The following is a 13469-nucleotide window of genomic DNA, read 5'->3' on the forward strand; positions in this document are numbered from 1 at the left end:
GCCCGATGGTCAAGACTACGAATCGCGCACCCCCGGCACAACGAAGTCCACCCGGTTACCCGCACCCAGCGACGGATCTCACACCCGATCCGGCCGGATTCCGGCGACGGCCGGGGGCCCACAAGCCGCTCCGGTCGTGCGAACATAGTAGACCTACCCAGCTCTCACGGAAGGCGATCGCATGGCCGTCCTCGCCGGCGCGGAACCGTTCGCTCACACCGGTTCGACCGAAGCAGGTTTCCTGCTGTGCCACGGGTTCACCGGCACCCCCGCGAGTATGCGGCCGTGGGGCGACCATCTGGCCGAGGCCGGCTACACGGTGCGTTGCCCGTTGCTCCCCGGGCACGGGACCCGGTGGCAGGACATGAACCGGACAGGCTGGGAGGACTGGTACGGCACGGTCCGCGAAGAGCTGCTGGCGCTCCTGTCGACGTGCGACTCGGTGTTCGTCGCCGGGATGTCGATGGGCGGGACGCTGACGCTGCGGCTCGCCGAGGAGTTCGGTGACCGGATCGCCGGGATCGTGCTGGTGAACCCGTCGGTCCTGACACTGCGGTGGGACGCCAAGCTGCTGCCCGTGCTGTCGAAGGTCCTGCCCTCGGTGCCGGGCGTCGCCAACGACATCGCGAAGCCGGGCGTGACCGAGCTGGCCTACTCACGGACGCCCGTGCGCGCCGCGGCGAGCCTGGCGAAACTGTGGAAGCTCACCCGCGCGGATCTGGCCAAGGTGACCCAGCCCGTGCTGCTGCTCCACTCGGCCGTCGACCACATCGTGGAACCGGTCAACTCCCGGGTGATCCTCGACGGGATCGGCAGCGAAGACGTCACCGAGGTGGTGCTGGAGAACAGTTTCCACGTCGCCACGCAAGACCACGACGCAGGCCTGATCTTCACGCGTACGGTGGACTTCGCCCGGTCCGTGCGCCGGGCGGGACAGGTGGACGCCGGATGAGCAGAGGCAAGGACGGACCGGAGGACGTCGACGCGACGTTCGCCGAGATCGTGGCCGACCTCCGTGCGGAGGGCGTCGGGCTGTTCCCCGAAGAGGACCTGGAGAAACCCGCCGGGAAGTCCGTGGAAAAGGCCGAGAAAGCGGAGAAGCCGTCGGAGAAGACTTCCCGGCCCGAGACACCGGACGCCGAACCCGAACCGGGCTGGCGAGGCGGCGGCACCAGCTGGGACAAGACCCTCTTCGACGGCGACCCCGGATCCGAAGACGACGAGGGCCACTTCGTGCCGCCCGAGCCGCCTCCCCTGCCGCGGCCGCGCAAGGGCGCGTTCGTCGTCCTGCTCTTCTTCTTGCTCGGCCTGCTGCTCCTGATCGCGCCCACCCTGATCGGCATGGGCACCCGGCTCGGCACGCCGCTCGGCATCCTCGCCCTCGCGACCGCGATAGCCCTGCTCCTGCTGCGGGTGCGCCAGGGGCCGCCGCCCGGTGCGGATCCGCACAACGGCGCGCAGGTCTGAACTACCGGACAATCCCGAACATGAAGATCGACTTCACTCCCTCGCGCCGGTCGACGGTCGGCGCGGAATGGGAACTCGCCCTCGTCGACCGGCGGACCGGTGAACTCTCGTCCGTCGCGGAAGAGGTGCTCGACGCCGTCCGTCCCGACGGTGAGGAGGAGCACCCGAAGATCAAACAGGAGCTGCTGCTCAACACCATCGAGGTGATCAGCGGGATCTGCGACACGATCGCCGAGGTCAAGGCCGATCTCGACACTTCGCTCGACGCCGTGCACTCGGTCCTCGACCCGCTGGGCGTGGAGCTGTTCTCGGCCGGGTCGCATCCGTTCTCGACGTGGTACCAGCAGAAGGTCACCGACAAGGAGCGGTACGCCAAGCTCATCGACCGGACCCAGTGGTGGGGGCGGCAGATGCTGATCTACGGCGTCCACGTCCACGTCGGCCTCGACCACCGCGACAAGGCCCTGCCGATCCTGGACGCGCTGCTCAACTACGCGCCGCATCTGCAGGCGCTTTCGGCGTCTTCGCCGTACTGGGGCGCCGAGGACACCGGGTACGCGTCGAACCGCGCGCTGATGTTCCAGCAGCTGCCGACGGCCGGGCTGCCGTTCCAGTTCCGGAAATGGGAGGAGCTGGAGAGCTACGTCGACGACATGTTCACCACGGGCGTGATCGACCACTTCTCCGAGATCCGCTGGGACGTCCGGCCCGCCCCGCATTTCGGGACGATCGAGATGCGCGTCTGCGACGGGCTGCCGACGCTGGAGGAGGTCGGCGCGATCTCCGCGCTGACCCAGTGCCTGGTCGACGACTTCAGCGCCCGCCTCGACGACGGCGAGATCCTGCCGACGCTGCCGCCGTGGCACGTCCAGGAGAACAAGTGGCGGGCGGCGCGCTACGGCGTCGACGCGATCGTCATCCTCGACGCGGCGGGCAACGAGCGGCTCGTCACCGAAGACACCTACGACCTGCTGAACCGGCTCGAACCGGTGGCCCGGCGCCTGGACTGCGCCGACGAGCTGCGGTCGGTCGAGACGATCCTGCGCTACGGGCCCAGCTACCTGCGTCAACGCGCGGTGGCGAAGCAGTACAACGGCAGCCTTCGCGCCGTCGTCGCTTCGCTCATCGCGGAGATGCGGGAAGGGACGATCCCGCGCGCCTAGCCGAGGTGCCCGAGGAGGGTGCCCGGGCCGAAGGTCGAAGCGCCCAGGGCTTCGACACGGGACCGCAGTTCGCGATCGGCCGTCACCACGACGACGTGGTCGTCCGGTCCTTCGATACGGGCCTCGCGCGCCACCGCGACGATCTTGTCGTCGCCTTCACCCTCCGCCTCGACGACCTCGACGCCGGGCACACCCGCGACACCCCGCGCCTTGCCCTCGACGACCAGCACGACCTTCGGCCACCACGACCACTCCCCGCCACCGGGGAGCGCCGCATCGGCGAACCCGGTCCCGGCCAGGGTCGCGAGCTTGTCCCGCAACCGTTCCGCGGCGCCGCGCCGATCGCGCCACCAGCCGTCCGGCCGCGATCCGACGACGTTCGCGCCGTCGACCACCAGTACCAGCCTGCGATCCAAGTGTTCCCTCAATCCCGGCCAGGCCACCGCGAAGTCCCGGTGTAACCGGAAGTCCGCGACCTCGCCCGCGTCGACCCAGCGCAGTTCCGCGCTCTCCGCGCTCTTCACCCTGGCCGAAAGCGTGCCGATCGGCGCGGCCAGGATCGTGGTGTAGCGCCAGTTCCCGTGGTCGACGTGCGACGCCGACAGCGGGCGGACCCGCGCGGGCGGGATGTCGGCCTCCTCGTGCGCCTCACGGGTGGCGGCCTCCCGCGCGCTCTCCCCCGCCTCGACGGCGCCCCCGGGCAGCGCCCAGGTGCGTCCATGGTGGACCCACCAGGCCCGCCGCTGCAGGAGCACCCCGCGTGCGGGATCGGACAGCAGCAACCCGGCGGCGCCGTTCAGGCCCCAGTGAAGATGCCCGAAGTCGCACTTCACGAAGCCGTTGCCGTCTTGCCGGGTCACGGCTTCAGCCTGTCACACCGACCTCGGCGCCGGGAGCCTTCGCCGCGTCGACGGCGAGTGCCGCGGCGCCGACGATGGCGGTGTCGTCCCCGTGGTGCGCGGTGCGGATCCGGGCCAGCGGCCGGTGCCCGGCGCCGGTGATCTTGCCCGCGTAGTGCTCGCGCGCCTCGTCGAGGAACAGCGGGGCCGATTCGGACACCCCGCCGCCGATCACGATGATCTCGGGGTCGAAGACGTCGGCGACCAGCGCCAGCCCCTCGGCCAGCCACTTCGCCAGCTCGGTCATCGCGCGCTGGGCGATCGGGTCGCCGTCGCGGGCGGCACCTGCGACCCGGCGCCCGGTCACCGAACCGGGGTCGCCCCTGGTCTCGCGCGCCAGCACGGTCGAGCGGCCGGGATGCCGCGCGAGCAGCTCCACGGCCGTCGCGGCCAGCGCCGTCCCGCTGCAGTAGCGCTCCCAGCAGCCGTACTTCCCGCACGGGCAGGCCCGCCCGCCGGGGACGACGGTCAGGTGCCCGAGTTCCGGCGCGACGCCGTGCGCGCCCCGGTAGATCTTGCCGTCGAGCAGCAGGCCCGCGCCGATCCCGGTGCCGAGCGCGATCAGCGCGGCGACGTGGGCGCCTCGCGCGGCGCCGAACCGGAACTCGCCGACGGCGGCGGCGTTGGCGTCGTGTTCGAGGGTGACCGGGAGGCCGACGCGCTTTTCGATCCGTTCGGCGACCGGCGCGGCACGCCACGACAGATGCGGCGCGAACATGACCGTCCGCCGGTCCTTGGCGACGAACCCGGCGACGGCGAGGCCGACGCCGGAGACGTCGTGCCGGTTGCGGAGGTCTTCGATGACGCCGGCGATGGCGTCTTCGAGCGCGTCCTCTTCGCCAGGGGTACCGACCCTGGCGGTGTCCATCAGCGAGCCGTGCTCGTCCACCACGCCGGCGCGCACACTCGTGCCCCCGACGTCCACCCCTACCGTCAGCAACTCAGTTCTCCTGGTCCGGCTGCCAAGCGTCGCGCCTGGTCACCGTGATGTGCTGGACCCGCGAAGCTCCCACCGGCGCATCTTCCCGCGCGGGCTCCTTCCGCGCAGGCTGGAAGCCCGGCATGTGGACCCCGCCCTCGGGTTCCCAGCGATCGGCGAGCACCGCCCGCAGCAGCGCGACGAGCTGCGCGGCCTGCTCCATCAGGCGTGCCACGAACTCGGGCCGCTCCCCGCGGAAGACCTCGACGATCGCGCAGAGCGGGCACCAGCCGCCAATGGTGCCGTGTCCGGCACCGTCATGTCCGGAATCGTCGTGTTCGGCGTCGTGTCCAGTACAGCCGTGCCCGGCGGAGATCAGGCTCTCCAGCCACGGCGCGGCGTGCTCCACGACCAGTTCGACCAGCAGCCGGATCTCTTCGGCCAGTTTGAGGCCGTCCGCCGCCGTGTGTTCGCTGTTCTCGCTCACCCGGGTCCCCGGTTCCCGGCCAGGCTCACGACCAGGCCGTGCGCGTCGGATTCCGCACCGGTGATCCGGCACGGGCGCAACATCTCCGGCAGCGCGATCAGCCGCCGGAAACCGTCCACGGTGACGGCGAGATCATCGTCCACTCTGGCCAGGTCCACTTCGGAAGCACGGTGCAACGGCACCGCGATCCGCAGCCGGTAGCCCTCGTCCGATTCGGACACCTGCAAGAGCGGGGTGACACCTTTTTCGTTTCCCGCCAAGGGATCCAGCCCTTGGTACAACTCGTACGCGATTTCCTGCAACGCCTCGAGGCCCACCGGCTCGACGGCACGGTGCTCGACGGGCTTCACCTGTCCGGGCCCGAAGCCCGCGCCGGCGAGTTCGGTCATGACGGCGTTCTGCTGCGTGCGCCTGGTCCGCATCCACGAGGCCGCGGCGCCGCGCCAGAACCCGGGCGCGGGCATCAGCCGGTTGACGATCAGGCCGTCGACTCCGATTCCGCGCAGGGCCAGGGAACTGAGTGTGCGGCGGGCTTCCGCCACGACGACGCGTTCCGGGGTCAGCACGAGCCGCACGGTGGTGGTGGCCGGATCGGTCAGCAGCGTGCGCAGCGACTCCAGATGCGCGCCGAGCCGCCGTACCGCGGCCGCCGTCCGCCGGGCGCCCGGTTTGAAGACCCTCGAAAGGTAGCCCGAGACGGCTTCGGGCAAAGCCAGCAGGCGCAGGGTTTCCGCGGTCGGCCCGCAGTCGACGACGACCGTCTCCCAGGGACCGTGCTCGGCGAGGCGCTGGACCTCGGTGAGGGCGAGGAGTTCGTCGACGCCGGGCACCACGGTGAGTTCTTCGGCGTCGAGCGAGTCGAGGCCCGCTCCCGCGAGCGCCGTCTGCAGTTCCCGCCGGAGGTCGCGCCAGGTGCTGTCGACGAGGCCGCGGGTGTCGATCTGGGCGGCGTGCAGAAGAGTGTCTACTTCGGACGGTTCGGCGCCGAGCGCGCGGCCGAAGGCGTCACCGAGCGAATGCGCCGGGTCGGTCGAGACGACGAGCGTCTTCCTGCCCCGCCCGGCCAGTGCCGCGGCGGTCGCCGCGGCCAGCGTGGTCTTGCCGACACCCCCCTTGCCGGTGAACAGCAGGATCCGCATGCCTACCCTTCGACTCAGGATGCTTCAGCGCGCTTTTTGAGCTCCTTGAGCGCGGTGTCCATGACCATCTTCTCGGCCTTGCGGCGCAGCAGCCCGATCATCGGCAGCGCCAGCTCGACGGACAGCGTATACGTCACCTTGGTGCGGCCGGCGGCCAGCGCTTCGAGGGCGTAACGGCCGTTCTGGGCCTTCTGCATCTGCCCCTTGACCAGGTGCCAGCTGACCCCTTGGCCATCGGCGTCCCAGTCGTATTCGAGGGTGTAGACGTCCTTGATCGGTCCGGCGTCGAGGGTGAGTTTCACCTGCTTGGCGCGGCCGTCACCGTCCTCGCCGAGTACCTCGGTCTCCCGGACGGCCTTGGCCCATTCCGGGTACGCGGGAAAGTCGGCGATGACGGCCATGACCCGCTCGGGCTCGGCGTCGACCTCGATGGATTGCGTGGACTGCTCGGCCATGCCCCGAACTCTAGCCGGGCCCGGGTGTCACCAGCGAAGCACGTACGGCTGTGCCGTCTCTTTGAAGTGACCGACGTTACGGCATTCGGTCCTGCCGAGCCTCGTCCGCGCGGACAGGGGCTGGTGGACGTGACCGAAGACCGACCAGCGCGGCCGCTGCTCGCGGATGAGGTCCACCAGCGCCGCCGACCCGATCTCGGACCGCCGCGCGATCACGTCGTAGGTCAGTTCCGGGATGGCGGGCGGGACGTGGGTGCACAGGACGTCGACGTTCTCCAGCGCGCCGACCGCGGTGTCGTACTCCTCGCGGGTGCGCAGGTACGGCCGCCAGAAGCCGTTGCGGCGCGGGACCACGTTCGGCGGGAGCAGGGCGCCGCCGATGAACCCGAAGCGCAGCCCGCCGAACTCGGCCACTTCGCCGTCGAGGACCTGGATGCCGTCGCCGGCGAACTCGGGCCACAGCGAGGGGTCGTCGACGTTGCCGGGGGTCGCGAACGTCGGCGCGGTGAGGGCACCGAACAGGACGGAGTACTGGTCCTGGATCGCCTCGCCGACGGCGGCGGCCGGATCGGCCAAAGTGGCCCACAACGATCGCGAGAAGGCAACGGTCTCATCACGAGTGCCCTCACGCCGCAGCCGCGCGAACTCGCCGACCTTCTCGGCGCCGAAGAGCGCGCCCATGATGCCTTTGTCGTGCTCGCGATAGTCGACGAAGTCCAGCAGGTCGCCCAGCACGATCAACGCGTCGGCGCCGTCGCCCGCGCGTTTGAGCGCGTCGGCGTTGCCGTGCACGTCCGACACCACGTGAACCCGCATGCTCTCCCCTGTGTTCCCCCCGCGCCTAGTCGGCGCGTGGCCCTACCCCGGGCTCGCGCCCGTCCTCCAGCACCTCTTTGAGCCCGAGCGCGATCGCCTTGGCGGCACGGGCCCTGCGGTCGAACTCCCGCCGCAGGTCCCGGGGTTCCAGCGCGCGCGGCTCCCCGTCCGGACCGGCGGGAGTGGCGCGCAGGAAGTAGTGCAGCAAGGTGCCGTCGAGCACCGGCTCGAGCCAGACCTCCATGGTACCGATCAAGGCACCGCGCACCGTCCAGCGCAATCCTTCGTCCCCGCGGTCGGTGTAGACCTCGAGAACGAGGTCGGGCCAGTAACGTGACCAAGATCGCGGATCGGCGAAGGCGGCGGCCACGGTGGCGGGCGGGACCACGAGGAAGGTCTCGTCAACGATGTCGAGAGCTGGCGGCGCCTGGTTCACAAGCGGCAGAATGTCATGCCCTCGGTATGGCCGATTCGCCAGCATGGTCTTAAGGTGCACGGCACGCTAAGTTGACTGGCGGGTAACACCGGACACACCACTTTGCACGCGAACACGGAGGTTCCTCGTGCGCGAATACAGCGCCCCCGCCGCCAATACGGTGACCGACGACGAGAACCTCGCGGACGTCGTCTGGGCGAACGCCGAGCGGTTCTCCGATGTCGTGAGTTTCCGCCGCCAGGTCGACGGTACCTGGTTGGACATCACCGCCAAGGATTTCGCCGCCCAGGTTCTGGCCGTGGCCAAGGGAATGGCCCAGGCGGGCATCGCACCCGGCGACCGGATCGGGCTCATGTCCAAGACCCGCTACGAATGGACCCTGATCGATTTCGCGATCTGGGCCGCCGGCGCGGTCACCGTCCCGATCTACGACACCTCCTCGGCCGAGCAGGTCCACTGGATCCTTTCGGACTCGGCGGCGAAGGGTGTGTTCGTCGAGACCGACGAGCACCTCGCGACGCTGGAATCGGTCAAGGGCCGTCTCGACACGCTCGAGCACACCTGGCAGATCGAGGCCGCGGACAAGCCCGCTGTCGACCACCTCACCGCGCAGGGCGCCGAGCTGAGCGACGACGACCTGCACGAGCGCCGCCGCACGGTGAAGGCGGGCGACCTCGCCACGATCGTGTACACCTCGGGCACCACCGGCCGCCCCAAGGGCGTCGAGCTGACCCACCGGAACCTCCTCTCCGAGATCCGCGCCGACATCGCCGCGTTCCCGCAGCTGATGGAGCAGGGCAACTCACTGCTGGTGTTCCTGCCGCTCGCGCACGTCCTCGCCCGCGCCATCGCGGTGACCGCGCTCAGCGCGCGGGTGACCCTCGGGCACACCTCGGACGTCAAGAACCTCGTCGCCGACCTCGGCACGTTCCGGCCGACGTTCGTCGTCGCCGTGCCGCGAGTGTTCGAGAAGGTCTACAACAGCGCGAAGCAGAAGGCGCACGGCGACGGCAAGGGCAAGATCTTCGACGCCGCCGAAGCCACCGCCGTCGCCTACAGCCAGGCCCAGGACACCGGCGGCGCCGGGCTGGGCCTCAAGGTCAAGCACGCGCTGTTCGACAAGCTCGTCTTCAGCAAGCTGCGCGCGGCCCTCGGCGGCCGGTGTGTCGCCGCGGTGTCCGGCGGTGCCCCGCTCGGCGTTCGGCTCGCGCACTTCTTCCGCGGCATCGGCGTCCCGGTGTTCGAGGGCTACGGCCTGACCGAGACGTCCGCGGCGGCCTGCGTCGGCACCCAGGACGGGTTCCGCGTCGGCACCGTGGGACGGCCTGTCGCCGGCACGTCGGTCCGGATCGCCGACGACGGCGAGATCCTGCTGAAGGGCGACGTCGTGTTCAGCGGCTACTTCAACAACGCCGAGGCGACCGCCGAAGCGCTAGAGGACGGCTGGTTCCACACCGGCGACCTCGGCGAACTGGACAGCGACGGGTTCCTCAAGATCACCGGGCGCAAGAAGGAGATCATCGTCACCGCCGGCGGCAAGAACGTCGCCCCGTCCGGGCTCGAAGACTCCATCAAGGCCAGCCCGCTGGTCAGCCAGGCGATGGTCGTCGGCGACCAGCGGCCGTTCATCGGCGCGCTGATCACCATCGACGAGGAGTACTTCCCGTCGTGGAAGTCGCAGCACGGCAAGCCTTCCGACGCCACGGTGTCGGACCTGGCCGGTGACGCCGAACTGCGCGCCGAGGTCCAGCAGGCCGTCGATCAGGCCAACAGCGCGGTGTCGCAGGCCGAGGCGATCAAGAAGTTCACGATCCTCTCGAAGGACTTCACCGAGGCAGGCGGGGAGATCACGCCGAGCCTGAAGCTGAAGCGCAACATCGTGAACAAGAACTACGCGAACGACATCGAAGCTCTTTACAAGAAGTAGCTCTTTGCGCGTGACCGGCGGGACGGCACACGTGCCTCGTGAGTGGCAAGTGCCGTTAGAGCGACACTTGCCACTCACGACCACCCCAGCCCAGCGCAGACCGCCGGAGCCGGACGTTGCGAAAGTGGCTTTCGCAACGCACCTACCCCGGCCCAGCGAACGTCCACAGTAGACAGAAGTACCGTGAAGGCCTCCTTCGCTACCTTCAGAGTAGAGAAGGAGGCCTTCACGGACTTGCGACCCGCGTCCTTCAGCCGATCTTGGCGTCCCACTCGATATGGTGCTGGTACAGCCAGTTCCGGTCCCTGTCCGACGTCGTCCCCGACGAAACCGCGGCGCTGCTCTCCACCAGTTTCTCGACCCGCGCCCGCCGCAGCCGTTCGTAGGCCGCGAAAGCCGTTGGCGCGTCGGGAAGATCCCGCAGGCACTGCGCCAGGACGACACTGTCTTCCAGCGCCATCGACGCTCCCTGCCCCGCGGCGGGGGACGCGGCGTGTGCCGCGTCGCCGACGAGCACCATCGACGAGTTGGACCACACCGGCGTCGAAGGCACGTCGTAGGAGTGACCGCCGAACACGTCGTCCCCCGTCGACTGGATGATTTCCGCGGCGGGCAACGGTTCCCCGTCGAAGGCGACGAAAGCCGCCGTGCGCCATTCCGCCGGAGTCAGGCCGGTTCGCGCCCCTTCGGCCGTCGGAAGCCGTGCGAACCAGTACGTCGAGCCGTCGGGGGCGCTCGTGTAGCCGAAGAAGGCGTGCAGGCTCTGGACCATCCGATAGAGCGACGGCGCCTGCGGGACACTCGTGTCGGTCGTGTAGCCGTAGACGACGTCGAGGCCCGTCGAGCGCGGAGGCGGGCACGACGGGTCGATGACGGTGCGGACGACCGACCGCAGGCCGTCGGCCCCGATCAGGATGTCGCCCTCGGCTACAGAACCGTCCTCGAAGCGAGCGACACCCGGCGAGGCGGAGTCCAGCCGCTTCCCGCGCTCGAAGGTGATCCCTCGCGAGATCGCTTCCTCTTGCAACGCACGGTAAAGCGCCGCGCGCGTCAAGGTGCGCGGTCCGGCCAGCCCCGCCAGGTCGAACGACCGCCGCTCGACGGTCTTCCCGTCCGGCGTGACGAGTTCGAGGCCGACGGCGGCGAAGGAGTTCTCGACCACCGGCCCCTCGGCGCCGATCGCGCGCAGGGCGTCCATGCCGTTGTGCATGATCGTCAAGAACGCGCCCGCGTCCTCGCCGCCGGACGAGTGCGCCTCGTGGACGCTCGCTTCGATCCCGGCCCGCAGCAACGCCATCGCGGTCACCGTGCCCGAGATGCCGCCGCCGATGATCACTGCCTTCACCGCGAAACCCCCTGTCGTGTCGCCGACACCCGACGGTACCGGGGAAACGGCGACACGACAGAGGGGAATCACGCGCCGCCGCTGGCGACGATGTCGCCGTTGACCCCCTTCGGGAAGAACCCGCCCGCCTTCACCGGGCCCGGGTTCAGGTAGACGACGTTGAGCACCCTGTCGGCGCCGCGGCCGAAGCAGATGCCGTTGTTGTCGGTCGGCACGATGTTGGCCTGGTTGCCGAGCACGATGCCCTGGTCGTCGTCGCCGGGACCGTCGAGCGTGTCGCGGGCGTTGGAGATCTTGGCCGCCGCGTCGCCGAGGTCCCGGTCGAACAGCGACGTCCGGATGATGGCGGCGTGGTAGGCCTCGGCGGCCAGGATGCCGGCGGCCGCGTCCAGGAACGTCTTGTTGGTGATGAGCGGGGCGGCGCCCTTGTACGCGGTCACGCCGACGTCCTCGAACAGGAAGGCCGCGAGCAGGAAGTTCTTCTCGTGGGCGAACGGGTCGAACTGCTGGTACTCGCTGATCAGCCCGGCCGCCTTCGCGGCGGCGGTGAAGCTGTCCTTGAGGTCGATTTCGGGCCGCGACACCGCGGCCTCGCCCAGCGCGCCGCGCAGGAACTTGACGTGCGCGACCTCGTCGCCCGCGATCTCCTTCGCGAACTGGTTCAGCGCCTTGTCGTGGAACATCACCTTCTTGCCGCCCTTCACCCCGCCCTGGGTGCCGACGCCGCCGGTGAGGTCGTCCGGCAGTCCGTGGCCGTAGACGGCGAAGGAGTAGAACTCGGCTTCGAGATACTCCAGGTTGAGCGCGAAATTGAGCACGGCGGCGTCACTGGGGGCGCCCTCGGCGGCTGCGGCCTCACCCGTCGCGGAAGCGGACGAGGTGGCCTGCACCCCGAGGTAGGTCGCGCCGACGACGCCGAGGCCCGCCGCGCCGGCGGCCTTCAGGAACCGGCGGCGATCCGTGCGGTTCTCGGCGCTGCGCGAGATCAGGGTACGAACGAAGGGCTTTCCGAACACGAGTGGTTCCTCTCGTCTTTGCGGTGCACACCCACCCACTCGGACGTTCGGAACCACCCGTGACCCGGATTGGAAAAGATCTCGAACTTATTTCTTCGTCGCCGCGGCAAGACGAACGCAGACGACGAGGCCGCGGATGGCCTCTTCGACTTCGGCCAGCTCAGGGAACGTCGGGGCGATGCGGATGACGGCGTCGGAGGGGTCGTCGCCGTACGGGTGCGTCGCGCCGGCCGGGGTCAGGGCGATGCCCGCCTCCTTGGCCAGCCGCACGACCTCCTTGGCGGTCCCGGACGGCACGGTCAGCGAGATGAAGTACCCGCCGGTCGGCTTGGTCCAGGACGCGAGGCCCGATTCGCCCAGTTCCTTGGTCAGGATCTCGTCGACGACCGCGAACTTCGGCCCGATGAGCTCGGCGTGCTTGCGCATGTGCGCGCGGACGCCGTCCTCGTCGCGCAGGAACTGCGCGTGGCGGAGCTGGTTGACCTTGTCCGGGCCGATGGTCCGCTTGCCGATGAGGCCGGTCCACCAGGCCAGGTTGGCCTCGGAAGCGCCGAAGAAGCCGACGCCGCCACCGGCGTAGGTCACCTTCGAGGTGGAGCCGAAGACGAACGCGCGGTCGGCGTTGCCGTGCTCGGCGCAGAGCGCCAGCAGGTCGGCCAGCGGCGCCTCGGCGTCGGTGAGGTGGTGCACGGCGTAGGCGTTGTCCCAGAAGATCCGGAAGTCCGGAGCGGCCGTGGTCATCGTGGCCAGGCGGCGCACGGTGTCGTCGCTGTAGGTGACGCCGGTCGGGTTGCTGTACTTCGGCACGCACCAGATGCCCTTGACCGCGGCGTCCTCGGCGACGAGACGCTCGACGACAGCCATGTCCGGGCCGGTCTCGGTGAGCGGCACCTGGACCAGCTCGATACCGAAACGCTCGGCCAGCGCGAAGTGGCGGTCGTAGCCGGGCACCGGGCACAGGAACTTGACGCTCGGCTCGTCGGCCCAGCGGCGTTCGGCTCCGGGCAGCTTGCTGAGGAAGGCCTGCACGATCGAGTCGTGCATGAGCTCCAGGCTGGAGTTGCCCGCGGCCAGCAGCTGCTCGGCCGGGACCTGCAGAGGCCCGGCGAAGATGCGGCGAAGCTCGGGCAGGCCCTTGAGGCCGCCGTAGTTGCGGACGTCCGTGCCGTCTTCGGCCTTGCGCACGTCTCCGGGGAGCCCGAGCAGTCCGTCGGCGAGGTCCAGCTGGCGGGGGGACGGCTTGCCGCGGGTGATGTCCAGGGAGAGGCCACGGTCGACGAGGGCCGCGTAGTCGCGGCGAGCGCTCTCGACATCGACAGGTGCAGTGGTCATGCCTAACGCTAAACCCGGCGGCCGATCGGCGTGAGACGAGGGTGGCCCTAGGCCCGCGCGCGCGAGAT

14 protein-coding genes are annotated in these 13469 nt (G+C 69.8%); 4 read left to right on the forward strand and 10 right to left on the reverse strand.

What is annotated here, in order from left to right; translation table 11 throughout:
- Positions 1-181 precede the first annotated feature (181 nt).
- Genes ACZ6YV_RS19230 through ACZ6YV_RS19240 form a run of 3 tightly spaced genes read left to right on the forward strand, consistent with a single transcriptional unit; the run spans position 182 to position 2630 of the window.
- Positions 182-952, forward strand: coding sequence for an alpha/beta hydrolase (locus ACZ6YV_RS19230; RefSeq protein ID WP_465510875.1), 771 nt, complete (start codon positions 182-184; stop codon positions 950-952).
- Positions 949-1467: a hypothetical protein gene (locus ACZ6YV_RS19235; RefSeq protein WP_465510876.1), complete on the forward strand. Its 519-nt coding sequence runs from the start codon at positions 949-951 to the stop codon at positions 1465-1467. The genes ACZ6YV_RS19230 and ACZ6YV_RS19235 overlap by 4 nt, the downstream gene beginning before the upstream one ends.
- Before the next feature lie 20 nt (positions 1468-1487).
- Complete coding sequence (locus ACZ6YV_RS19240; RefSeq protein ID WP_465510877.1) at positions 1488-2630, forward strand: glutamate--cysteine ligase; 1143 nt, start codon at positions 1488-1490, stop codon at positions 2628-2630.
- On the opposite strand, the gene ACZ6YV_RS19245 is transcribed toward ACZ6YV_RS19240, so the two are convergent.
- The 7 genes from ACZ6YV_RS19245 to ACZ6YV_RS19275 are packed head-to-tail and all read right to left on the reverse strand — an operon-like array spanning position 2627 to position 7781.
- Positions 2627-3490: an NUDIX domain-containing protein gene (locus ACZ6YV_RS19245; protein ID WP_465510878.1), complete on the reverse strand. Its 864-nt coding sequence runs from the start codon at positions 3488-3490 to the stop codon at positions 2627-2629. The two genes, ACZ6YV_RS19240 and ACZ6YV_RS19245, sit on opposite strands and share 4 nt — an antisense overlap.
- A 4-nt stretch (positions 3491-3494) precedes the next feature.
- Complete coding sequence (locus ACZ6YV_RS19250) at positions 3495-4454, reverse strand: ROK family protein (protein WP_465511027.1); 960 nt, start codon at positions 4452-4454, stop codon at positions 3495-3497.
- A gap of 16 nt (positions 4455-4470) precedes the next feature.
- A complete protein-coding gene (locus ACZ6YV_RS19255; protein WP_465510879.1) occupies positions 4471-4935 on the reverse strand; it encodes a hypothetical protein in 465 nt (154 codons plus the stop codon).
- Complete coding sequence (locus ACZ6YV_RS19260; protein ID WP_465510880.1) at positions 4932-6074, reverse strand: ArsA family ATPase; 1143 nt, start codon at positions 6072-6074, stop codon at positions 4932-4934. The genes ACZ6YV_RS19255 and ACZ6YV_RS19260 overlap by 4 nt, the downstream gene beginning before the upstream one ends.
- Positions 6075-6088: 14 nt before the next feature.
- Positions 6089-6529 carry an SRPBCC family protein gene (locus ACZ6YV_RS19265; RefSeq protein ID WP_465510881.1) on the reverse strand — a complete coding sequence of 147 codons (441 nt, stop codon included), beginning with the start codon at positions 6527-6529 and terminating at the stop codon, positions 6089-6091.
- Between the two features lie 27 nt (positions 6530-6556).
- Positions 6557-7345, reverse strand: a complete 789-nt coding sequence (locus ACZ6YV_RS19270) for a metallophosphoesterase family protein (protein WP_378240510.1) — start codon at positions 7343-7345, stop codon at positions 6557-6559.
- A 25-nt stretch (positions 7346-7370) separates the two neighbouring features.
- Positions 7371-7781 carry a polyketide cyclase / dehydrase and lipid transport gene (locus tag ACZ6YV_RS19275; protein ID WP_465510882.1) on the reverse strand — a complete coding sequence of 137 codons (411 nt, stop codon included), beginning with the start codon at positions 7779-7781 and terminating at the stop codon, positions 7371-7373.
- A 127-nt stretch (positions 7782-7908) separates the two neighbouring features.
- Between ACZ6YV_RS19275 and ACZ6YV_RS19280 the strand changes: the two genes are divergently transcribed.
- Positions 7909-9708 (forward strand): AMP-dependent synthetase/ligase, encoded by a 1800-nt coding sequence (locus ACZ6YV_RS19280; protein WP_465510883.1) that lies wholly within the window; start codon positions 7909-7911, stop codon positions 9706-9708.
- Positions 9709-9958: 250 nt separating this feature from the next.
- Here ACZ6YV_RS19280 and ACZ6YV_RS19285 read toward each other — a convergent pair whose 3' ends face one another.
- The 3 genes from ACZ6YV_RS19285 to ACZ6YV_RS19295 form a co-directional block, all read right to left on the reverse strand.
- Positions 9959-11053 (reverse strand): FAD-dependent oxidoreductase, encoded by a 1095-nt coding sequence (locus ACZ6YV_RS19285; RefSeq protein ID WP_465510884.1) that lies wholly within the window; start codon positions 11051-11053, stop codon positions 9959-9961.
- 68 nt (positions 11054-11121) lie between these two features.
- On the reverse strand, positions 11122-12069 hold the full coding sequence (locus ACZ6YV_RS19290) for a ferritin-like domain-containing protein (protein ID WP_465510885.1): 948 nt from the start codon (positions 12067-12069) through the stop codon (positions 11122-11124).
- 87 nt (positions 12070-12156) lie between these two features.
- The gene (locus ACZ6YV_RS19295; RefSeq protein ID WP_465510886.1) at positions 12157-13401 is read right to left on the reverse strand and encodes an aspartate aminotransferase type Ic; all 1245 of its coding nucleotides are present in this window, start codon (positions 13399-13401) and stop codon (positions 12157-12159) included.
- Positions 13402-13469: the final 68 nt, after the last annotated feature.

It is taken from the genome of Amycolatopsis sp. NPDC102522 (genome assembly GCF_055584485.1).

Coding starts and splice junctions, on each gene's coding strand:
- ACZ6YV_RS19230 (WP_465510875.1), top strand. CDS start 182: ATGGCCGTCCTCGCCGGCGCGGAACCGTTCGCTCACACCGGTTCGACC.
- ACZ6YV_RS19235 (WP_465510876.1), top strand. CDS start 949: ATGAGCAGAGGCAAGGACGGACCGGAGGACGTCGACGCGACGTTCGCC.
- ACZ6YV_RS19240 (WP_465510877.1), top strand. CDS start 1,488: ATGAAGATCGACTTCACTCCCTCGCGCCGGTCGACGGTCGGCGCGGAA.
- ACZ6YV_RS19260 (WP_465510880.1), bottom strand. CDS start 6,074: ATGCGGATCCTGCTGTTCACCGGCAAGGGGGGTGTCGGCAAGACCACG.
- ACZ6YV_RS19265 (WP_465510881.1), bottom strand. CDS start 6,529: ATGGCCGAGCAGTCCACGCAATCCATCGAGGTCGACGCCGAGCCCGAG.
- ACZ6YV_RS19270 (WP_378240510.1), bottom strand. CDS start 7,345: ATGCGGGTTCACGTGGTGTCGGACGTGCACGGCAACGCCGACGCGCTC.
- ACZ6YV_RS19295 (WP_465510886.1), bottom strand. CDS start 13,401: ATGACCACTGCACCTGTCGATGTCGAGAGCGCTCGCCGCGACTACGCG.